Raw genomic sequence first — 21,984 nt, forward strand, 5'->3', positions numbered from 1 at the left:
GCGCACACCCCCCCGCGGGTGGGGCGTCCGGGGGGGGGGGGGGGTAACTGGGGGCGGGTTTTTTTTTGCCCCAAAAACCCCCCCCCCCCCCTTCCCCCGCCACTACCCCGCTGTGCGGTTGTCACTGCCCGACGACCTTCGGGCGGTAGCGCCGCCAGAACTCGTCGATCATCTTCGCGTACTCTTTCTCCTGCAACTGCTTCGTCAGCTTGTTGCGAATCTCGGTCTGCACCTTGCCGTCGAACTCGCGGGTCCCGGCCTTCTGCGCCTCGACGATCTTGACGATGTGATACCCCGTCGCCGTCTGGAGCAGCGAACTCAGCTGCCCCTCCTTCATCTCCAGGATCACGCTCTCGAGTTCCACCGGCTGGAAGTCGCCCCGCTTCGTGCCGAGGCCCTCGCCGTTGCGGAGGACGCTGTCGCCGTGACTCGACTTCTTGATGATCTCGACGAAGTCCCCGCCGACGGCCGCCGCCCGCCACAGGCCCTCGGCGTACTCCTTCGCCGCCGCCGGGGTGTCGAACCGCTGGAAGCTCACGAAGCAGTCCAGCCACTTCACCTTCTCGTCCACGACGAACTCCTTCGGGTTCGCCGTGTAGTAGTCCCACAGGTCGTTGAGCGTGACGAACTTCGCCTTGTCCTTGAGCATCTGCTCCAGGTAAATCTGCACGAGCGTGTCGCGCTCGAGTTGCCGCCGGAGGCCGTTGTACGTCAGCCCTTGTGCCCGCAGGATTTTGATGAAGTCCTCTTCCGAGGGAATCTTCCGGTTGACGCGGTAGTCCTTCAGCCGGCGGACGGCCTGCTCGCGGGCGTGGTCGTTCAGCCCCTCGATCTTGTCCTCGGCCTTGTTCTTCTTCATCCGCGAGTAGAGTTCGAGGACGATCAGCTCCCGCTCGATCAGCTTGCGGAGTTCTTCCTTGTAGATCGTCTTCTCTTTTTGCGCCTGCTCGCTGCCGAAGAGTTCCATGTACTCCGGGGCGCGCTGGCGGACCATCTGCCAGACCTCGTCGTCGGTGATGACCACGTCCGTGCCGATGAACGCGGCCACCTGCACCTGCTTGTCCCGTAGCGGGTTCGAGAGCGTCCCGCTACTGCCCAGGCTGGCGGGCAGGACGGTCGCCTTCGCCGCCGGTTTCGGGTCGGCCAGCGGGTCCGGCAGCTGCTCGGTGATGACGATCTTCCCGGTCGGGGCCTTCGGCTCGTCCGGCGACTGGCTCCGAGCCTTCGCCTCGCCGCTCGCCGGCGTCATCCAGTCCGGGATCGGCCCCTGGTCGATCTTGTAGCTCTGGCCCGCGGCGCACCCGGCCGCCAGCAGCACCAGCCACACGCATCGACGGAGCGGGACGGCAGCCATGCCAGTTCTCCCCAGTTCGCGGAACCCCGCACGTCCGGTATCTTCGGCAGTTAGCGGCGCGATCCTTCGCGCCAACCGGATATAACATCCCGGCCGGCTACCGCAAGGCGGATCGGCGGGCAACCTTCGGAGACGAGATAAGATGCGCAACCTGCTCCCCGCGCTGTGGCTCGTGGCGGTGCTTTCGGCCCCGGCGCTCGCCCAGGACGACCCGGCCGCGACCGTCAAGAAGGCGATCGAGGCCCACGGCGGGACGGCCGCCCTGAACAAGACGAAGGTGGCGAAGTCGCTCTCGAAGGGGACGATGAACGTCGGCAACAACCAGAAGGTCGAGTACACCGCGACCGCGATCTACTCCCTTCCCGACAAGTACAAGCTGGAGGTGACCGGCGAGCTGGCGAAGCTGAAGCTGGTGACGACGCAAATCCTCAACGGCAAGAAGGCGAAGGTCCGGGCGACGCTGGCCGGGACGGAGCAGCCGCTCAACGACCGGGTGAAGGACGAGACGATCCAGGCGGCGCTGGTGCAGGAGGTCAGCACGCTGACGCCGCTGGTGGACGCGAAGAAGTACACGCTGAAGGCGGACAAGGACGCGGACGTGAACGGCAGCCCGGCGGCGGTCGTGGTCGTGACCGGCAACGGCCTCCGCGAGGTGAAGTTGTTCTTCGACAAGAAAACGAACTACCTGGTGAAGATGCAGCGGAAGGGCCTCGCGCCGGGGCCGGGCGGCGTGGTCGAGGTGGACGAGGAGACGTTGCTTTCCGAGTTCAAGAAGTTCGACGCCGCGACGCTGCCGACGAAGGTGGTGGTGAACCACGACAAGAAGGAATACATGACGATGACCGTCACCGAGTTGAAGTTCCTGGACAAGGTGGACGCCGCCGAGTTCCCGGTGGACGACTGAGTCCCGTCACCCCGTCGCTTCCGCTCTGGGTTCCACGAAATGCCGCCCGTTGTGATTACCTCCGACCGCCGCGACAACGGCCAGACGCTCGCCGCCGTGCTGAAGGCCCGGCTCGGGCTGTCGTGGTCGCAGGCGAAGCGGGTCATCGACCGCCGGCACGTCCGCGTCGGCGGGCAGATCGTCGCCGACGCCGCGTTCCGGGTGAAGGCCGGGAAGCGGATCACCGTCGCGGAAGGCGTTTTGGACCTAACGCGGAACGCGGAGGTCGGAACGCGGAACGAAAAACCGAAACCCACGAAGCAGGCCGCCCCGAAGCCCCCACGGAAGGAGCCTGAGAAGAAGGTTCGGAACGTTCCGAGTTCCGACCTCCGCGTTCCGAGTTTGGAAGTCCCCCTCCTGTTCGCCGACGATCACGTCGTCGTCGCGAACAAGCCGGCCGGGCTGACGACGATGCGGCACGCGGACGAGGCGGCGGAGTTCGGCCGCGGGCAGCGGTTCCTCACGCGGACGCTCGGCGGGCTGCTGCCGGGGCTGCTCGGCACGCCGGACCGACCGGTCTTCGCCGTCCACCGGCTCGACCGCGACACGTCCGGCGTCATCGTCTTCGCGCGAACGCGGAATGCCGAGAAGGCACTTACCGAGCAGTTCAAGAAGCACACCACCGACCGGCGGTACCTGGCCCTCGTCCGCGGGGAGGCGAAGGCGGCGAAGCTCGACAGCGTGTTCGTCCGGGACCGCGGCGACGGCCGCCGCGGCAGCGGCACGGCCGCCGACGGCAAGCGGGCCGTCACGTTCGTGAAGGTGCAGGAGCAACTTGGGGCGTTCGCGCTCGTCGAGTGCCGGCTGGAAACCGGCCGCACGCACCAGGTCCGCATCCACCTCGGCGAAGCCGGGACGCCGCTGTGCGGCGAGACGGTCTACGACCGCCCCTTGAACGGTTCGCCGCTCCCCGACGGCAGCGGCGCGGAACGGCCGATGCTGCACGCGGCGAGCCTGGGATTCACGCACCCGGTCAGCGGCGAGCGGCTGACCTACGACGTGCCGCCGCCCGCCGACTTCGCAGAACTGTTGACGAAGTTGCGGGAATCGAAATGAGCGTCACCCGGAAGGTCGTGGCCGTCGATTCCCACACCGGCGGCGAGCCGACGCGGATCGTCGTCGCGGGCGGGCCGGACCTGGGGACGGGAAGCCTCGCCGAGCGGTGCCGCATCTTCCGCGAGCGGCACGACGGCTTCCGCTCGTTCGTCGTGAACGAGCCGCGCGGCTCGGACGTGCTCGTCGGCGGCCTGCTCGTCCCGCCGACCGACCCGACGTGTTCCGCCGGCATCATCTTCTTCAACAACGTCGGCACCCTCGGCATGTGCGGCCACGGCACGATCGGCCTCATGGCGACGTTGGCCTACTTGAATCGCATCGACATCGGCGAGCACCGGATCGAAACGCCGGTCGGCGTCGTCACCGCGACGCTCCACGACACCAACCGCGTGACGGTGACGAACGTGCCGAGCTACCGGTACGCGGCGAACGTCGGCGTCGAGGTCGAGGGCTACGGCCGCGTGACCGGCGACGTGGCGTGGGGCGGGAACTGGTTCTTCCTCGTCAGCGACCACGGCGAAACCATTTCCGCGAAGAACGTGGAACGCCTGACCGACGTGGCGTGGCGCATCAGACAAGCGTTGACGAAGGCCGGCATCACGGGGGCGAACGGCGGCGAGATCGACCACATCGAGCTATTCGGCCCGCCCGGCGATCCCGCGAACCACAGTCGGAACTTCGTCCTCTGTCCCGGCCGGGCCTACGACCGCAGCCCGTGCGGGACCGGCACGAGCGCGAAGCTCGCGTGCCTCGCTGCGAGCGGGAAGTTGAAGCCGGGTGAGACGTGGCGGCAGGAGAGCGTCATCGGCAGCGTGTTCGAGGGCCGGTACGCCCCCGGCGATGGGAACCGCGTCGTGCCGAGCGTCACCGGCACGGCGTTCGTCACGGCGGAGCTGACGCTGCTGTGTCAGGCGGGCGACCCGTTCCCGGACGGGCTGGCCTGAGCGACGGCCTTGTGGACCCGCGCCCCGAACGCCTCCACCGTCGCCGACGGCCCGTCGCCGAAGTTGAGATGCTTCCCGTCCTTCGTCCACTCGCAGAACACCGTCCGCGGCCGGTCGTCGAGCGAGAACCCCGCCTCCAGCGTGAAGTACCGGGCCTCGACGGCCTTCGCCTCCTCGACGGTCGTGACGGCCCCCGTGGTGAGCATCACGAGGGCCGTGAAGTGGGCCTCGGCCATGAACTTCGCCGGGGGCATGGCAACGATCACCGTCGGGAAGTCGGCGATGCGGCACGGGTAGGGGCGAACGTCCGCCGCGGTGAAGTCGGGCTTTTCGCCGCCGGCCGCGGCCTCCTTGCGGGCGACCTCGAACACGGACGCCAGGAACTTCCCCGCGTCCGGCGACGCGAGCGCGCCGAGGTAGTAGATCGGGTCCTCGAGCGCGAACCGCCGCAGGGCGTGGTGGGCCATCGCGTAGTGCGCCGCCCGCGGCTTCCGCGGCCCGCCGGCCGCCTTCCGGCGGAGGAAGTCGAACAATCCCATCCTCACGCCTCGAGCAGTTGCCGGCCCAGTTCCGTCGCCTTCGCGAGCGCCTCCGGCAGCTTCGCCGCGTCCTTGCCGCCGGCCTGGGCGAAGTCCGGCTTACCGCCGCCCTTGCCGCCGATCAACTCCGCCACCGGCTTGATGACCTCGCCCGCCTTCAGGCCCTTCTTCACCAGGTCCGGCGTCAGCGACACCATCAGCGGCACCTTGTCCCCCTCGTCCCAGCCGAGGACGATGAACGCCGACTTCGCCTTCTGCTTGATACGGTCCAGTTGCGCCCGCACGACCTCCGCGCCGGCCGGCGGGAGCTGGCCGACGACGACCTTCGTGCCGTTCACCGCCGGGGCCGCGTCGAGCAGGCCGTCGAGCGTCATCGCGACCGCCCGCTTCAGGTGTTCGGTCAGCTTCTTGATCTCCTCGTCGAGGCCGCCCACCCGCGTCGGCAGTTCCTCCGGCTTGCACTGGAAACGGTCGGTCAGCGTGGTGACCATCGTGGACAGTTGCGTCATCGCGTCGGCGGCGACGCGGCCGGTGACGGCCGTGACGCGGCGGACGCCCTTCGCGACCGGCTCTTGCGACGTGATCTTGAAGTACCCGATGCCGCCGGTTCGCGCCATGTGCGTGCCGCCGCAGAACTCGACCGAGTCGTCGAAGTTCGCGTCCTCCGGCTTCTCCGGGCCGACCATCACGACCCGCACCGGGTCCGGGTACTTCTCGCCGAACACCGCCCGCACGCCGTCGATCGTCTTCGCCTGCTCCAGCGGAAGCTCGACGGCCGTGACCGGCAGGTCGCGGCCGATCCGCTGGTTGACGAACGCCTCGACTTGCCGCACGTCGTCCGCGGACAGCGGCTTGTCGTGGCTGAAGTCGAACCGCGTCTTCGCCTCGTCCACCAGCGACCCCTTCTGCTCGACGTGCCCGCCGAGGACGGTCCGCAGGCCGAGGTTCAGCAGGTGCGTGGCCGTGTGGTTCCGCATCACATCGGTGCGACGTTCTCTCCACCTATGTGCTTTTATTTGATCCCCAACCCGCACTACTCCACTCAACAAAGTTCCGAAGTGAAGAATAGTATCACCCAGCCGTTGCGTATCATCGACTTGGAACTTCACAGACGGAACGCCCCAAGTGTAAAGCTCGCCTGTATCCCCAACTTGACCGCCTTGCTCCGCATAAAAATTTGTATTATTTAGTACTATTGCACAGCTGATCACGCCTGCCAGCTCTCCTGAAGTATGGTATTCGTTCTCGATCACCCACCCTACCACTTCAGCAGGAACTGTACCGTCCTGCGAATACTTTGCCTCGTCGTTTGTAGACGGAAGATTTCCTCTTATCGCCACAACATTGTGCTTCTTCGCTCCCTCTCTAGACTTTGTCTTACTCGCCTCCATCACTTGATGAAATTCAGCACTGGCAACCGTCAGTCCACATTCTTTAGCAACCTGCTCAGTAATATCTATGAGAATACCGTAGGTATCATGCAACTGAAACGCCGAAAAGCCTGAAATCACGGGAGTAGACTGGCATTCACGAGTAATAAAGTCGTGGATATCACTCAACGACTTTGGATAGCTAATCGAGAAATCTTGGCCGTCCTGTGTCTTAAAGTTTATCGCTTCGATGGATCCCTCTGTCCATCCTGCGTAAGTCGCGTGACGCTTCTTAGCGGCCTCAAGACCAATAGCTTCCCTGGCAATCCGTCGGAAATGCCGCATCCCGGAGGAGAGTGTTCGCAAAAACGCTTCCTCTTCGTCTCGAATCTGCTTAGCCACCTTATCTGGATTGCGAGACAATTCTGGAAAAACAGTGCCAAGTTGGCCAACAACAACAGGGACCAATTTGTATAGGAAGGGACTATTCCCAGTCTCAAAGAATTGGTGACCATACCGCTCCGCCCGGCGGAGGATGCGCTTCAGCACGTAGTCGCGGCCGAGGTTGCCGATGGTCGCGCCGTCGGTCAGCGCGAACGTCAGCGTGCGGATGTGGTCCGCGATCACGCGGTACGCGGTGTCCTTCAGGTCGTCGAGCTTCCCCGTGTACGGGTCCGCGTTCGTGACAGTGCGGATCGCCTCGAACAGCGGCGTGAAGATGTCGGTGTCGTAGTTGCTCGCCTTGCCCTGGATCACCTTCGTGATGCGCTCGAACCCCATCCCGGTATCGACATGCTTCGCCGGCAGCGGCGTCAGGCTCTTGTCCGGGTTGCGGTTGAACTGGATGAAGACGTTGTTCCAGATTTCGACGCACTGGTCCGACCCGCCGTTGACGAGTTTCGCGCCCGACTTGTCCGGCGTGCTGTCGTAGTGGATTTCGGTACACGGACCGCACGGCCCGGTCTCGCCCATCTCCCAGAAGTTGTCCTTCTTGTTCCCGAGGTGGATGTGCCCCGGCAGCACGCCGACGGACTTCCAAATCTCCGCCGCCTCGTCGTCGCGGGGGATGTTGTTCGCCGGGTCGCCCTCGAAGACGGTGACGTGCAGCCGGTCCTTGTCGAGCTTCCACACGTCGGTGAGCAGCTCCCACGCCCACGCGATGGCGTCCGTCTTGAAGTAGTCGCCGAAGCTCCAGTTGCCGAGCATCTCGAAGAACGTGTGGTGGTACGTGTCCTTGCCGACGTCGTCGAGGTCGTTGTGCTTGCCGCCGGCGCGGATGCACTTCTGCGTGTTCGCGACGCGGGCGTGCTTGGGCCGCTCCGTGCCGAGGAAGTACGGCTTGAACTGGTTCATCCCGGCGTTGGCGAACAGGAGCGTCGGGTCGTCGAGCGGCACGACCGGGGAGGACGGGACGAACGCGTGCCCGCGCTTCTGGCAGAAGAAGTCGATGAACTGCTGGCGGATCTCGCTCGACGTCGGCATGACGCTCTCGGCTACGTGTGGGAGAAAATCGGACACGGGAATAGACACGGAAACGCGTCGAAAGTTCAAGGGGCGGGTGGTAGACTGGGGCGAGGAGGACCGACATGGCCCCGAATGAAATCGTCGCGGAACTGAAGCATGTGCCGTTCGAGCCGTTCAAGATGTACGTCGTGGACGGATCGAGTTACGTGATCGCCCACCCGGACCAGTGCATTGTTCTGCTCACGTCCGTGATCGTCGGCTTAGACCGCGTCTCCGAGGATGAAGGATTCCAACGCACCGTCAAAATCGATTGCCGCCTTATTTCGAGATTGGAACCGATCATACGTCCCGCAAAGCCAATCAAGCCCGGCGACCCGCCGACGCTGACCGCCTGACCGCCTCATACACCTCTCGCAGCGGCACGCCGGCGGCCCGCGCGACGCGGGCGCAGTCGTCGTACTCCGGAGTTACCACCGTCAGCCCGTCGCGGGTGCCGCGCTTCGCCTTCACCGGTCCCCACGGGGTTTCCACCGTCACCGCCTCGCGGGCCAGCTTCGACCGCGCGGCCGTCGTCCGGCGGACGCCGAACGTCGCGGTTTCGCGGAAGAGAATTGTTTCCAGCTTCGGCACGTCGGCCGGTTCGGCGAGGACCGTCAGGAGCACGCCGGGGCGGTGCTTCTTCATCTGGATCGGGACCGTGAACACGTCGAGCGCGCCGGCCGCGAAGAGTTGCTCGATGGCAAAGCCTATGATCTCGCCGGGGGAATCGTCGAGGTTCGTTTCCAGGATGGTGACGGTGTCGGACTCGCTCACCACGGACGTTCGTCCGTGGGCTTTGCCCACCAATAAGCGGAGAATGTTGGGTTGCTCGATGGGGTCTTTCGTGCCCGCGCCGTGGCCGATCTGCTCGATCACCATCGTCGGCGTGTCCACGAACTCCGTCGCCACGCTCGTGAGGATCGCCACCCCGGTCGGCGTCGCGAGTTCGCCCTTCACCGGGCACTTCGCGATCGGGACGCCCTTGAGCAACTCGGCCGTGCCGGGCGTCGGGACAGGCATGATGCCGTGGGCGCACTTCACCGTCCCGCTGCCGACCGCCACCGGGGAACTCGTGAAGCGGTCCACGCCGAGCAGGTCCAGGCCGACGGCCGCGCCGACAATATCGGCAATGCTGTCGAGCGCCCCGACCTCGTGGAAGTGGACCCGCTCCAGCGGCATCCCGTGGGCGACCGACTCCGCGACGGCTACCTTGCGGAAGATCGTCGTCGCCAGTTCCCGCTGCTTCGGCGTCAGCGCGGCCTTCGCGAGGATCGCCTCCACATCCGGCAGGAAGCGGTAGTCCTCCTGGTCCTCGGCGTTGACGGTCACCTTCGTCGCCGCGAACCCGCACCGCTTCACCTTCTCGATTTCGAGTTGGATCGGCAGGCCGAGCGAGTCGAGGGCGGCGCGGATCGCGTCGGGGCTTACGCCCGCGTCCAGGACGGCCCCGAGGACCATGTCGCCGCTGATGCCGCTGAAACAGTCGAAATGAGCCACGCGCACCGGTTGTCCTCCTAACAGGAAGTGTATGGTTCCGGGCGGCGGTCGTTCCGGCCCCGCACCGACCGCGTTCGTGGGCTAAATTACCCCTACCTTCGAGGACGACCCATGATCGACGCACGGCAGAAGCTCTGGGACCTGGCGACCGCCGACGGCGGCTGGGGCTACCGGCCGGGGCAGCCCGCGCACCTCGAACCGACGTGCCTGGCGCTGCTCGCGCTCGCCCCGGAGTCCGGTAAGAATTCCGCGGCGTGGGACGCCGCCCGGAAGTTCGTCGCGAACCAGTTCGTTTCCACCGGCCGCGGCCAAACCGTGCGGCTCCAGCGCGGCCGCCCGCAGGCCGTGTGGACCACGTCCCTCGCGCTCTTCACCTGGGCGAACGGGCTGGCCGCGGGCAAGGAAGCGGACAGCCTCGCCGACGGGTTGTTCGCGATCGAGGGCCGGACGATCAAGACCGACCCGGAAGTCGAGGACATGATGGACATCGACTCCCGGCTCATGGGCTGGCCGTGGGGCGAGGACAACTTCTCGTGGGTCGAGCCGACCTCGTGGGCGTGCCTCGCGCTGCGGAAGGCCGACCGCGGCGACAACCCGCGCGTGCAGGAAGGACTTCGGCTTCTGATGGACCGGGCGTTCGACACCGGCGGCGCGAACTACGGCAACCGCACCGTGCTAGGCCGGATGACGGAGCCGATCCCCGGCCCGACGGCCGTGCTGCTGCTCGCGACGCAGGGCATCGACCACCCGCGGGTCGAAGCCGCCAAAGGTTACCTCCGCGTCCACGGCGAGCAGACGACGGACCTCGAGCACCTCGCGTGGATCAAGATCGCCCTCGCGACCCACGCCACCGACGACGGGACGCGGACCAGCCTGCCGAAGCTGGACGACCGCATCCGCGAGTCGTTGACGATGGAGACGGCCGCCGGGAACGGCCTCGCCGCCGGCCCGCTTCGCCTGGCACTCGCGTCGTTGGCGCTCGACATCGAATCGCGGAACCCGTTCAAGCTGACCGACGCGCCGACGGTGGCGAGCGGCGACCCGATGTTCCTCGAACGCACCAACAAGGCCGTCTCGAAGAAGGAGCGGATGCCGCTCGGCGAGCGGGTGAAGACGTACTTCCAGAGCTTCACCGCGAAGATGATCGCGAACACCCGCCCCTTGCCCCGCACGTCGGCCGTCCACGTCGGCCGATGCCCGGAGTACGACGAGGCGAAGATGCTCGACCTGCTCAAGACGCAGTTCGGCCACTTCCGCGAGCACGTCCCGGTCCAGGGCAAGCAGGTCGTGCTGAAGCCGAACCTCGTCGAGTACCACAAGGGGAAGGTCATCAACACCGACCCGCGGTTCGTCGATGCCGTCATCCAACTGTTCAAGGCCGAGGGGGCGCGGGAGGTCGTCGTCGCGGAGGGGCCGGGGCACTGGCGGAACGTGCAGTTCCTCGTAAACGAGAGCGGCCTCGGCGACGTGCTGCGGAAGCACGGCGTCCGGTTCGTGGACGTGAACCACGACGAGCCCCGCAAGATGCTGAACTTCGGCCGGCTGACCGGCCTGGAACACCTGTACATCGCGCGGACGGTGGCGGAAGCGGACGTGTTCGTGTCGCTGCCGAAGCTGAAGACGCACCACTGGGCCGGGGCGACGCTGTCGCTCAAGAACCTGTTCGGCACGCTGCCGGGCATCTGCTACGGGTGGCCGAAGAACGAGCTGCACTGGCGGGGCATCCCGAACAGCATCGTGGACATCGCGTGTACGAACACGCCGCACCTGGCCATCGTGGACGGCATCATCGGCATGGAGGGGGACGGCCCGCTGAACGGCACGGCGAAGCCGTTCGGGGCGCTCGTCATGGGCATCGACCTGGTGGCCGTGGACGCGACGTGCTGCCGCTTGATGAAGCTGCCGGTCGAGCGCATCCCGACGATCGTGCTCGCCCACCAAAAGCGACTAGGGAACATCCAGGAGGCGCTCATCCCGCAACTCGGCGAGAGCATCGCGAGCCTGGCGCAGCCGTTCGAGCCGCCGCCGGGGATCGAGAAGCAGTACATTCCGAAGGACAAAGTGCCCGTGCCGCTAAAATGAATCGCAACGCACGCGCAAGGACAGACCATGCCGTACCACCAGTTCACGCTCGCTCGGGTGCAAGAAGAATTCGGCATCACCCTGGAATCGCGGCCGGCCTTGTTCCCGGACGTGCCGAGCTTCCCGCTGGCGGCCGATTTTCGCCAGCGGTTCTTCCGGCGGGCCGGGTTGGCCACGACCGTGAACACGGAGACGGCCCGGACGCAAATGCTGGTCGTACCCCTGTTACTCGAACTGTGGGAACGGAGTAATTACGGGATCGCCCTCTATTCGGGCACCCGGTTCGACGTGGACCCGTCGGTCGATTTGGTCGGCGTGTGCGACTTCATCATCGGCCGCCCGCCGCAACTCGACTACGTCGTCGCTCCGGTGATGATGATCGTCGAGGCGAAGAACGAGCAGGTCATGGGCGGGTTGGGCCAGTGCGCCGCCGCCATGGTCGCCGCGCAGCGGTTCAACCGGACGCGGAACCCGCACATCGAAACGGTGTACGGGGCCGTTTCCAACGGCAGCGAGTGGCGGTTCCTCCGGTTGAACGGGTCAGTGTTGGAATTCGACCTCACCGACTACCCGTTCGCCGACCCCGACCGCATCCTCGGCATCCTGCTGCACATCACCGGCATCACCCCCGCCGCCCCGGTCGCGGCCTGAGAGGCGACCCCCATGCGTGCCCGCCTTCCCCTCGCGGTGTCCTGCTTCTTGCTCGTCGGTCTCGCGGCGTGGGTCGGGCGGACGCAGCCGCCTAAGCCCGCGGCGGACTGGAGCGTCGTCTTCGATGCCGACGGGCTGATGGTCCAGCGCTCGCCCAGTTCCCCCGCCTCGTACCTGTTGACCGCGGGCGAAGCGGTCGTGCTGATCGACGCGCCGCTGCCGCCGGAGAAGCTGCCGGCGAAGCCGACGGCCGTGCTGCTCACGCACCACCACCGGGACACGGTCGAAGCGGTGGGGAAGTACCTCGCCGCGAAGGTTCCGGTCCTCGCCGCCCCCGAGTCTGCCGAGTGGCTGGCCCCGGACGCGGTCGCGAAGTATTGGGAGAAGTCGATCCCGCTCCGCGACTCGCGGACGAGCTACTTCGTCGTGCCGGTCGGGTTCGACGGCATCGAGTACACGTTGAAGAAGGGGCATCAGATTACCCTCGGCCCGTGGACGCTGACCGTCGTGCCGACGGCGGGCCACTCGCGGGACCACGTCGCGTTTGCCGTGAACAAGTCCGGACGCCCCGCCGGGCCGCTCGTCTTCACCGGCGATGCCGTCTCGACGAAGTGCAAACTATGGACGCCTTTCACCACGGATTGGGACCACTGGACCGACGCCGGGTTGAAGCCCGCCGCCGAGTCAGTTCACCGCATCGCGGGACTGAAGCCATCGAAGCTATTCCCATCACGCGGGAGCGAATGGGACGAGAAGCAATCCCTCGGTGACTGGCTTACGGTCGTCGAGGAACGGTTGAAAATGGCCGGCGACGCGAAAAGCTTCGAGAAGTTCGTCGGCAAGGACGCGCGGGAGTACGACTTCCTCGTGCCGAAGGAGCAAATCGCCAGCGGCGGGGACAAGCCGTGGGCGCGGGTGTCGCCGCACCTGTGGCTCACCGGCAACACCTACGTCCTCACATCGAAGGAGGCGAACGCCTGCCTCGTGCTCGACCCGTGGGGCCAGCGGGCCGTCGATCAGGTGGCGAAGCTGCGGAAGGACGAGAACCTCGGCCCGGTCGAAGTCGTGACGTTCAGCCACGCCCACTACGACCACTTCGACGGCGTCTACACGCTCCCCGGCAAGGACGCCTACAAGGTCTGGGCGCTCGACCGCGTCGCGGAGCCGCTGAAGGAGCCGTTCAAGTACCGCGCCCCGTTCCTCGATTCCCGGCCCATCACCTTCGACAAGGAACTGAAGGACGGCGACACCGCGACGTGGCGGGAGTACGCGTTCCGCTTCCACCACTTCCCCGGCCAGTCGGAGTTCACCTGTGCCATCGAGGCGACCATCGACGGCAAGAAGTGCCTGTTCACGGCCGACAACTTCTTCCACGTGAAGCAGTTCAGCGGCAGCGGCGGGTGGATGGGGATGAACCGCAGCTTCCCGAGCGTTTACGGCAAGAGCGCGGACAAGGTTCTCGCCATCAAGCCAGAGTGGATTCTCGCGGAACACGGCGGGCCGTATGTGTTCAACGAGAAAGACTACCAGCTACGAAGTCTGTGGGGTGATTTCGCGTCCGAGCAGTGTGACAAGGTGTGTGTCTCGGGCAAGCACCGGCTCGACTGGAACCCGCACCGCGTTAGCGTCGAGCCGGTCCTGGTGAAGGCGAAGCCGAGGCAGACGGTCACGGCAAAGGTGCGGGTCGAACCCGGCCAGAAGCTCACCGTCGCGCTCGACGGCCGCGGCGTCGTGCCGGATGCGGTGTTGGCGGACAAACTGACGCTCGCCGTGCCGGCGGACGCGAAGAAGGGCCGACACGTCTTCGCCGTCCGTGCTCGAGACGCGGACGGGGCCGAGGTGGCGGACGCGTTCTTCGCCGTCGATGTCGAATAATTCCGCACGCGGTCGCCAATCCGTATCACGTCCCCGTCGAATCCCCCGGTGCGTTCGCACCCATTTCCCCCGATTCGGAGGCTTCTCATGCGTCACCTGTTGCTCGGCCTCGCGGCCGCCGTTCTCGCGTCCCCGGCCTACGCCGACCCGAAGGCGGTCATCGAGAAGGCGATCGTCGCCCACGGCGGCAAGGACGTGCTGACCAAGTACACGGCCGGCAAGACGACGATCACCGGCGAATTGACCATCCAGGGCATGGCCATCGACATGACCGCCACGGTCACGCACGCCCCGAACAAGTTGAAGACCGAGATGACGATGACGATCCAGGGGATGAAGGTCGAGACCGTCCAGGTGACAAACGGGAAGAAGGCGAAGACGACGCTGAAGGCCAACGGCATGGACATCGACCGGCCGCTGAGCGAGGCGCAGCAGAAGGAAGTCCTCCTCGCGGCCAAGCTGCGGGAGATCAGCCGGCTCGTGCCGCTGCTCGATGAGAAGAAGTATGAATTGAAGGCGGAAGCGGACGAGGAGGTCGAGAAGAAGAAGGCGGACGTGGTGAGCGTCAAGGTGCTCGACCACGACAAGGCGGTGAAGCTCTACTTCGACAAGGAAACGCACCTGCTGGTGAAGTCGAGCCACGAGGGGCTGCTGCCGGGCAACGAGGAGAAGCGGGGGCAGCGCGAGACCCTGTACGCCGAGTACAAGAAGGTCGAAGGGATGATGCAGCCGATGAAGATCACGTCCCTGGGCGACGGGACGGTATTCCTGTCGGCGAAGGTGACGGAGATCAAGAACCTCGAGAAGGTCGACGAGACCGAGTTCGCGATCGACGATTGACCGACGGATGTGGAACCCGGAGCGGGAGCGACGGGGTGAAGTGCTTCACCCCGTCGCTCCCGCTCCGGGTTCCACCCATTACATCTTCCGCCCCAGCACCGGGGCCAGCGCCTTCAACTGGCCGAGCAGCTTCTCCGTCATCTCGAAGTTCAGCGTCTGCTGGCCGTCGCTCGCGGCGTGGTCCGGGTCCGGGTGGACCTCGATCAGCAGCCCGTCCGCCCCGGCCGCCAGCGCCGCCAGCGCCATCGCCGGGACGTAGGCCCGCTTGCCGGTCCCGTGGCTCGGGTCCACGAAAATCGGCAGGTGCGACAGCGTCTTCGCCGGCGGGATCACGGACAGGTCGAGCGTGTTCCGCGAGTGGTCGTTGAACGTCCGCACGCCCCGCTCGCACAGGATCACCTGGTAGTTGCCGCCGGCCATCACGTACTCGGCGGACATCAGCCACTCCTCCAGCGTCGCGCTCAGCCCCCGCTTCAGCAGCACCGGCTTGCGGCACTTGCCGACCCGCTTCAACAGGCTGAAGTTCTGCATATTGCGGGCACCAATCTGGATGATGTCCGTCGCCTCCTCCACGGCCGCCGCGTGCTCCGTGTCCATCAACTCCGTCACGATGCCAATGCCGGTCTTCTCGCGAACCTTTTGCAGAATTTTCAGCCCCTCCAGCCCCATGCCCTGGAAGCTGTACGGGCTGGTCCGCGGCTTGAACGCCCCGGCCCGGAGCAGCTTCACCCCCTTCGACAGGAGGAACTCGGCCGTCTCGAACGTGATCTTCTCGTTCTCGACGGAGCACGGCCCGCCGACGACGGTGAACGTCTTCGGCCCGATGTCCGCTTGTTGGAGCGCGATGGTCGTGTTGTCCCGGTGCATCTCCCGGCTGGCGAGCTTGAACGGCTTGGTAACGCGGATCGCCTCCTCGACGCCGGGGAGGACCTCGAAGTGCCCGGCGTCGACGGCGGCCGTGTTGCCGGTCATGCCGACGGCCGTGCGGGTCGCGCCGGGCAGGACGTGTGGCGTCAGCCCGAGGTCGCGGATGGCGGCGACGACGCCCTCAATGTCGGCCGCGGCCGCGTGGGCCTGCATCACAACGAGCATACTTCACCGGGGTCGAAATCGGCGTTGGGGTCGGAACGAACGGCTATTATACAGCGTGTCCACCCCCACCCCCGGAGCGGTTGCATGGGTCTGCTCGAACCGGACGCGGAGGACGAGCCGCACCTCGCCCCCGACGAGGAGGTGGACTTCGCCACGAAGGAACTCGGCGAGCCGGAAGCGGTGTTCCGCGCCGGCGGCCGGTGGGGGCGGGTCAAGGTCATCGTCGGCGTGCTGCTGGTCGCCTACGGGCTGGTCGCGAACTACCTCTGGTGGGTCCACGGGCCGGCCCGGTTCGGGCACTGGGAGTTCCACTTCCTGTTCGGCCCCCCGATCCTCGGCGGCGGGCTGCTCTGGTTCATTTACCGCCACCGCGGGCTGCGGATCGCCCTTTTCCCGACCGGGATGCTTCGCATCACTCCGAACGAGGTAGAGTCGTACCCGTGGGACGCGATCGAGACCGTCCGGCTGCGGGCGGACGCGGCCGAGCCGCAGTACCTGTGGTCCTCCGAGGGCGAACTGACCGCGTGCTGGCTGCCGCTGACGGTCCCGATGATCCAGGTCTGGAACGCGTGGTTCGAGATCGAGGGGGCGCACGTCCCGAAGACGCGGTTCACCCCGGCCGTGGCCGACTACCCGGACCTGGCCGAGCGGGTGCAGTGCGGCACGTTCGCCGTCCTGTGGCCGCGGGTGCTGGAGGCGCTGAACAAGGGGGAGCCGTTCGCGTTCGGGGAGTTGAGCGCCACGGCGGAGGGGTTGCGGCAGGGTGGGAAGCTGCTGCCGTGGTCGGAGGTGAAGGAGATCACGGTCGCGCACAAGATGGTGACGTTCAAGAAGGCCGGCAGCTGGCGGACGTGGTGGCTGAAGGAGATTTCGCAAATCCCGAACCTGCACCTGCTGTTCGGCCTGCTCGCGGTGATGGGGCCGAAGAAAGCGGAGGGGAGCGAGGAGCCGGAGGAGAATCAGGAGACGGCGGTTTCGTAGCGATGATTCCGGGCGGCGGCGAAATGATTCCGGACGGCGAATAGGTGTTCAAATTTATACACGGCAACGAGTTGCGTCATTCTCAAAAATGATTCCGGACATTTGAAATGATTCCGGCGAGGGGTGGGGGTGGATTCCGTGGATCATTTTCGCGACTCCCGACGACGAAAAACCCCGGCCGGGCGTCCGTGCCCGACCGGGGTTGTGATTGTCGCGTCCCGCCTTAGTTGAACCGCACCCGCCAGTAGTCGTGCGGCGTTTGCAGGCGGCCGAGCCACCAGTGCCCGTCCTCCCACTCCAGCACGACCTTCCGCCAGCCCGGCGGGACCTTCGGGAACGGGTAGAACGGCCCGATGAACGGGAATGCGTTGTACGGGTACGCCTGCGGGTACGCGACGCGGGACAGGTTGTTGTGCGGGGCGTAGGTCGGCCACGCGTAGGGCGGCATCGGCGGGCCTTGCAGTTCGGCCCCGCCCATGCCCATGCCGACCGCGCCGAGCGGCGTCGGCTCGACGACCGGCGTGCCGCCCGGCGGCACGGCCGCGATCATCTGCGGGGCGATCGGCCCGGTCGCCTGCGCCTTGATGAGCAGGTTCGCGGACTGCGTCGTCAGCCCGTCGCGGACCTTCTTGACCCCGGCGACGCGGCGAACGTCGTCGATCACCTTCGACTGGGTGGCCGCGTCCCGCGCCGTGCCGGTCAGCGTGACGACGCCTTCCGAGACGGAGATCGACACGTCGGCGTGCTGCACCGCGCCGGTGGCGGTGAGTTGGTTGGCGACCGCGTCCGCGAGCTTCTGGTTCGCGGTGATCGTCGCCTTGCTGACGGGCTGGGGCAGTTTGGCCGGTTCGGCCGCGGCGGCGGTCCCGAGACCGCAACCGGCGACCACGGCCGACAGGAACAGGGAGCGCACGTTCACGTTAGACCCTCCAGGACTCTGAACCGTCCGGCCACACGAAGGCACACGCCGGGGCAGTACCGAACTAATCGTCACAAGCCCCCGGCCCGATGAAGTTGGACTGTTGGGAAAATTGCGACTTCCTGGGGCTTCATCGGACGCGAATCGGCAACTCGTGCAATCTTTCCCGCGGCGGCGGCGGAATCCGGGGAAAGTTCGCAGAATGATTCAAGATTCCCCTCCCGAGGCGACCCGCCATGCGATTCGTCATCCCTCTGTTTCTCGCCCTGATCTTGGCTTCATCCGCCCCCGCAGACGCGAAGAGGCCGAACGTCGTCTTCATCCTCGCCGACGACCTCGGGTGGCGGGACGTGGGCTGCTACGGGCAGACGAAGATCAAGACGCCGAGCATCGACCGGCTCGCGGCCGAGGGGATGAAGTTCACCCAGGCGTACTCCGGTAACGCCGTGTGCGCCCCATCGCGGTGCTGCCTCATGACCGGCAAGCACCCCGGCCACGCGTACATCCGCAACAACGGCCAGTGGAAGCCCATGCAGAAGTGGAGCGGCCAGAACCCGCTGCCGGCGGACACGGTCACGCTGCCGAAGCTGTTCAAGCAGGCCGGGTACGCCACCGCCGCGATGGGCAAGTGGGGCCTCGGCTCGCACGAGAACAGCGGCGACCCGAAGAAGCTGGGGATCGACTACTTCTTCGGCTACGAGTGCCAGGCCCACGCCCACAACCACTACCCGGCCTACGTCTACCGCAACGGCGAGATGGTGACACTGGAGGGCAACTCCGACTCGCCGACCGGCAAGCAGTTCACGCAGGACCTGTTCGAGGCAGAGGCGCTCAAATTCATCAAGGACCACCAGCAGGAGCCGTTCTTCCTGTACCTGCCGTTCATCATCCCGCACGTCGCGATCCAGGTTCCCGAGGACTCGCTCGCCGAGTACAAGGGGAAGTTCGACGACAAGCCGTACACCGGCAAGGCGTACCTGCCGCACGACCACCCGCGGGCCGGCCTCGCGGCGATGATTACGCGGATGGACCGCAGCATCGGCCGCGTCCTCGATCTGTTGAAGGAACTCAAGCTGGACGAGAACACCATCGTGATGTTCAGCAGCGACAACGGCCCGGTCGGGCTGTTCGGCGGGTCGGACGGGCCGTTCTTCGAGTCGAAGGGCGAACTGCGGGGTTGGAAGGGCAGCCTGTACGAGGGCGGCATCCGCGTACCGTTCGTGGCCCGGTGGCCGGGAAAGGTCAAGCCGGGAACTACGAGCGACCTGCCGACCGCGAACTGGGACGTGCTGCCGACGCTGTGCGACCTCGCCGGGATCGCGCCGCCCGCGGACATCGACGGCATCAGCCTGTGGCCGGTGCTGGCCGGCACGGGCGAGGCGAAGAAGCGCGAGTACCTGTACTGGGAGTTCCCGGCCTACGGCGGCCAGCAGGCGGTGCGGATGGGCCACTGGAAGGCGACGCGGCAGAAGTTGGCGACGAAGCTGACGGCGATCGAGCTGTACGACCTGGCGAAGGACCCGAACGAGACGAAGGACGTGGCGGCCGCGAACCCGGACGTGGTGAAGCGGGTGGCGGCGATCATGGAAAAGGAACACGTGCCGTCGAGACTTTTCCCGCTTCCGTCAGTCGATTCGGCGGGGAAGAAGGATTAAAGTAGTAGGCACACTCCGTGTGCCGTCTGCCATGGATCGCGGCGACTCCCACGAAGTGAACGAGACGCCGAACAAACGGCACACGGAGTGTGCCTACTACTATCAAGGTCTCACCCATGCCGGTGACGCTCTCCCGCGTTCTGGTCGCCGTCGCCTTCCTCGCCGCCCCGCTCCGGGCCGACGACCGCGACGGCATCGAGTTCTTCGAGAAGCGAATCCGGCCCCTCCTCGCCGACCACTGCTACAAGTGCCACGGCGAGAAGGCCGACAAGGTGAAGGGTAACCTCCGCCTCGACTCGAAAGCCGGGTGGGTGAAGGGCGGCGACAGCGGACCGTCGGTTGTAGCGAATGACCCGGATAAAAGCCCGCTGATTCAGGCCGTGCGGCGGGACCACAAAGGTATCGCCGCGATGCCGCCGGACAAGCCGCTCGCGAAGGAGCAGGTCGCGGACCTCGTGGCGTGGGTGAAGCGCGGCGCGCCGGCCCCGGACGACGGCGGGACGGTCGAGCGGCCGCAGATCGACATCGCGGCGGCGAAGCAGCGGTGGCCGTTCACACCGCTTCCGGTAAAGGTCGCCGTTCCCGCCGTGAAGGACGCGAGCTGGCCGGCGTCGGACATCGACAACTTCCTCCTCGCAAAGCTCGAAGAAAAGGGGCTGAAGCCGGTCGGCGACGCGGACAAGCGGGTCCTCATCCGCCGGGCGACGTTCGACCTGATCGGCCTGCCGCCTACGCCGGAAGAAATCGACGCCTTCCTGAAAGACGACTCACCGGAGGCGTTCGCGCGGGTGATTGACCGCCTGCTGGCGTCCCCGCATTACGGGGAACGCTGGGGCCGCCACTGGCTGGATGTAGTGCGGTACGCCGACACCGCCGGCGACAACTCCGACTACCCGATCCCGCAGATGTTCCGCTACCGCGACTGGGTGATCGACGCGGTCAACCGCGACATGCCCTACGATCAGTTCGTCCGCGAGCAACTGGCCGGGGACCTGATGGGCGGGGAGGACGAGACGGAACGGCGGCGGCGGACGGTCGCGACCGGGTACATCGCGAACGCCCGGCGGTTCGGCTCCCGCGTGGACGACTACCCGCAGCACCTGACGATCGAGGACACGATCGACAACTTCGGCCGGGCGTTCCTCGGGCTGACGCTCAACTGCGCCCGCTGCCACGACCACAAGTTCGACCCGCTGACGATGCAGGACTACTACGCCCTGTACGGGTTCTTCGCCAGCACCCGCTACCCGTGGCCGGGCATCGAGCTGGAGAAGCGGCAGCGCGACCTCGTGCCGCTCGTGGCGAAGGAGGAAGCCGAGAAGGTCTTCGCGGCACGACGGGAGGAGGAGAAGAAGTTCGACGCCGAGATCAAGGCGCTGGAGAAGGAGAAGAAGGACGCCACCGAGAAGGCCAAGAAGGACGAGATCGGCAAGAAGATCGAGGCGAAGCGGAAGCAGAAGGAGAAGTTCCAGCAGTCGCCGCTGCCGTTCGCGCAAGCCTACGCCGTCGCGGAGGGGAAGAAGGTCGGCGACGCCGCGATCCAGTACAAGGGCGACCCGGAGAAGCCCGGCGACAAGTCGCCGCGGCGGTTCATCTCCGTCCTCGGCGGGCAGCCCCTGCCGGCCGACGAGAAGACGAGCGGCCGCAAACACTTGGCGGACTGGATCGCGTCGCCGGCGAACCCGTTGACGGCCCGCGTCATGGCCAACCGGTTGTGGCACTACCACTTCCACCGCGGCCTCGTCGCCACGCCGAACGACTTCGGCAAGCAGGGGACGAAGCCGACGCACCCGGAACTGCTCGACTACCTCGCCCGCGAGTTCATCGAGAGGGGCTGGTCGCTGAAGGCGATGCACAAGGAGATCATGCTGACCCGCGCGTACCGGCTGGCGTCTGTCGGCGAGGTCGATGGGGCGAGCCTGAAGGACGCGAACAACGAGCTGCTGTGGAAATTCCGCCGCCACCGGCTGGACGCGGAGTCGATCCGCGATTCCTTCCTGGCGGTGAGCGGGACGCTCGACCGCACGCCCGGCGGCCCGCACCCGTTCCCGGACCCGACGAAGTGGGATTTCACCCAGCACAAGCCGTTCCGGGCCGTGTACGACCACACGAAGCGGAGCGTCTACCTGATGACCCAGCGGATCGCACGCCACCCGTACCTGGCGATCTTCGACGGCGCGGACACCGGGGCCAGCACCGCCAGCCGCGTCACCAGCACGACGACGCTGCAATCGCTCTACCTGCTGAACGACCCGTTCGTCCACGACCAGGCGAAGGCGTTCGCCGCGCGGATCGCGGCCGCCCGCTCCGACGACCGCGACCGCGTGCAGTGGGCGTACCGCACGGCGCTTGGCCGCGCGGCGACGCCGGCGGAGACGGACCGGGCGGTGGCGTTCGTGAAGGAAGTGAGCGAGGCGGCGAAGCCGGAGGCGGCGTGGGAGAGCTTCGCCCGCACGCTCTTCCGGCTCAACGAGTTCGTGTACGTGGAATAAGTTTTCCCCGCGCCCGTAACCTGCCAGGCCCGCCGGGCATCAAAGCGGGAATGACACCCTCTCCCGATAACCTGTCCCGACCCAAAGGCCCGAGCCGGCGGGCGTTCGTTCTCGGCGCGGCCGTCGCGGCCGCGACCGGCGGCGCGGCCGTGGGCGTGTGGAACGCCTTCCGACGGACCGACCCGCCGCAA

General features: G+C 66.5%; 17 protein-coding genes. 11 read left to right on the forward strand and 6 right to left on the reverse strand.

Features of this window, described 5'->3' with window-relative positions; translation table 11 throughout:
• Positions 1-121: 121 nt before the first annotated feature.
• Positions 122-1,354, reverse strand: a complete 1,233-nt coding sequence (locus tag AC5JJ2_RS04060; RefSeq protein ID WP_495856677.1) for a peptidylprolyl isomerase — start codon at positions 1,352-1,354, stop codon at positions 122-124.
• A 142-nt stretch (positions 1,355-1,496) separates the two neighbouring features.
• On the opposite strand from AC5JJ2_RS04060, the gene AC5JJ2_RS04065 reads away from it, so the two are divergent.
• Genes AC5JJ2_RS04065 through AC5JJ2_RS04075 form a run of 3 tightly spaced genes read left to right on the forward strand, consistent with a single transcriptional unit; the run spans position 1,497 to position 4,297 of the window.
• A complete protein-coding gene (locus AC5JJ2_RS04065) occupies positions 1,497-2,258 on the forward strand; it encodes a hypothetical protein (protein WP_495856678.1) in 762 nt (253 codons plus the stop codon).
• 39 nt (positions 2,259-2,297) lie between these two features.
• On the forward strand, positions 2,298-3,353 hold the full coding sequence (locus AC5JJ2_RS04070; RefSeq protein WP_495856679.1) for an RluA family pseudouridine synthase: 1,056 nt from the start codon (positions 2,298-2,300) through the stop codon (positions 3,351-3,353).
• Complete coding sequence (locus tag AC5JJ2_RS04075; protein WP_495856680.1) at positions 3,350-4,297, forward strand: 4-hydroxyproline epimerase; 948 nt, start codon at positions 3,350-3,352, stop codon at positions 4,295-4,297. Before AC5JJ2_RS04070 ends, AC5JJ2_RS04075 begins: the two co-directional genes overlap by 4 nt.
• Here AC5JJ2_RS04075 and AC5JJ2_RS04080 read toward each other — a convergent pair.
• A complete protein-coding gene (locus AC5JJ2_RS04080; protein WP_495856681.1) occupies positions 4,261-4,836 on the reverse strand; it encodes a hypothetical protein in 576 nt (191 codons plus the stop codon). The two genes, AC5JJ2_RS04075 and AC5JJ2_RS04080, sit on opposite strands and share 37 nt — an antisense overlap.
• A gap of 2 nt (positions 4,837-4,838) precedes the next feature.
• Positions 4,839-7,688 carry an alanine--tRNA ligase gene (alaS, locus tag AC5JJ2_RS04085; protein WP_495856682.1) on the reverse strand — a complete coding sequence of 950 codons (2,850 nt, stop codon included), beginning with the start codon at positions 7,686-7,688 and terminating at the stop codon, positions 4,839-4,841.
• Between the two features lie 104 nt (positions 7,689-7,792).
• Here alaS and AC5JJ2_RS04090 point away from each other — a divergent pair, with 104 nt between their 5' ends.
• Positions 7,793-8,065, forward strand: a complete 273-nt coding sequence (locus AC5JJ2_RS04090; protein ID WP_495856683.1) for a hypothetical protein — start codon at positions 7,793-7,795, stop codon at positions 8,063-8,065.
• On the opposite strand, the gene larC is transcribed toward AC5JJ2_RS04090, so the two are convergent.
• Positions 8,031-9,212 carry a nickel pincer cofactor biosynthesis protein LarC gene (larC, locus tag AC5JJ2_RS04095; RefSeq protein ID WP_495856684.1) on the reverse strand — a complete coding sequence of 394 codons (1,182 nt, stop codon included), beginning with the start codon at positions 9,210-9,212 and terminating at the stop codon, positions 8,031-8,033. The genes AC5JJ2_RS04090 and larC overlap by 35 nt on opposite strands.
• A 105-nt stretch (positions 9,213-9,317) precedes the next feature.
• Between larC and AC5JJ2_RS04100 the strand changes: the two genes are divergently transcribed.
• The 4 genes from AC5JJ2_RS04100 to AC5JJ2_RS04115 all read left to right on the forward strand — a co-directional run bounded on the left by AC5JJ2_RS04100 (position 9,318) and on the right by AC5JJ2_RS04115 (position 14,654).
• Positions 9,318-11,288, forward strand: a complete 1,971-nt coding sequence (locus tag AC5JJ2_RS04100; RefSeq protein WP_495856685.1) for a DUF362 domain-containing protein — start codon at positions 9,318-9,320, stop codon at positions 11,286-11,288.
• 27 nt (positions 11,289-11,315) lie between these two features.
• Positions 11,316-11,939, forward strand: coding sequence for a hypothetical protein (locus AC5JJ2_RS04105; RefSeq protein WP_495856686.1), 624 nt, complete (start codon positions 11,316-11,318; stop codon positions 11,937-11,939).
• 12 nt (positions 11,940-11,951) lie between these two features.
• Positions 11,952-13,814: an MBL fold metallo-hydrolase gene (locus AC5JJ2_RS04110; protein WP_495856687.1), complete on the forward strand. Its 1,863-nt coding sequence runs from the start codon at positions 11,952-11,954 to the stop codon at positions 13,812-13,814.
• Between the two features lie 87 nt (positions 13,815-13,901).
• Entirely contained in the window at positions 13,902-14,654 is a 753-nt protein-coding gene (locus tag AC5JJ2_RS04115) for a hypothetical protein (RefSeq protein ID WP_495856688.1), read from the forward strand.
• A gap of 78 nt (positions 14,655-14,732) precedes the next feature.
• On the opposite strand, the gene aroF is transcribed toward AC5JJ2_RS04115, so the two are convergent.
• The gene (gene aroF, locus AC5JJ2_RS04120; protein ID WP_495856689.1) at positions 14,733-15,746 is read right to left on the reverse strand and encodes a 3-deoxy-7-phosphoheptulonate synthase; all 1,014 of its coding nucleotides are present in this window, start codon (positions 15,744-15,746) and stop codon (positions 14,733-14,735) included.
• A gap of 84 nt (positions 15,747-15,830) precedes the next feature.
• Between aroF and AC5JJ2_RS04125 the strand changes: the two genes are divergently transcribed.
• Positions 15,831-16,727 (forward strand): DUF6585 family protein, encoded by an 897-nt coding sequence (locus AC5JJ2_RS04125; protein WP_495856690.1) that lies wholly within the window; start codon positions 15,831-15,833, stop codon positions 16,725-16,727.
• Positions 16,728-16,950: 223 nt separating this feature from the next.
• Here the strand turns inward: AC5JJ2_RS04125 and AC5JJ2_RS04130 are convergent, their stop codons facing one another.
• Positions 16,951-17,646: a BON domain-containing protein gene (locus AC5JJ2_RS04130; RefSeq protein WP_495856691.1), complete on the reverse strand. Its 696-nt coding sequence runs from the start codon at positions 17,644-17,646 to the stop codon at positions 16,951-16,953.
• A gap of 236 nt (positions 17,647-17,882) precedes the next feature.
• Here AC5JJ2_RS04130 and AC5JJ2_RS04135 point away from each other — a divergent pair, with 236 nt between their 5' ends.
• Positions 17,883-19,301 (forward strand): arylsulfatase, encoded by a 1,419-nt coding sequence (locus tag AC5JJ2_RS04135; RefSeq protein ID WP_495856692.1) that lies wholly within the window; start codon positions 17,883-17,885, stop codon positions 19,299-19,301.
• 116 nt (positions 19,302-19,417) lie between these two features.
• On the forward strand, positions 19,418-21,793 hold the full coding sequence (locus tag AC5JJ2_RS04140) for a PSD1 and planctomycete cytochrome C domain-containing protein (RefSeq protein WP_495856693.1): 2,376 nt from the start codon (positions 19,418-19,420) through the stop codon (positions 21,791-21,793).
• Positions 21,794-21,984: the final 191 nt, after the last annotated feature.

The organism is Limnoglobus sp., from assembly GCF_059499385.1.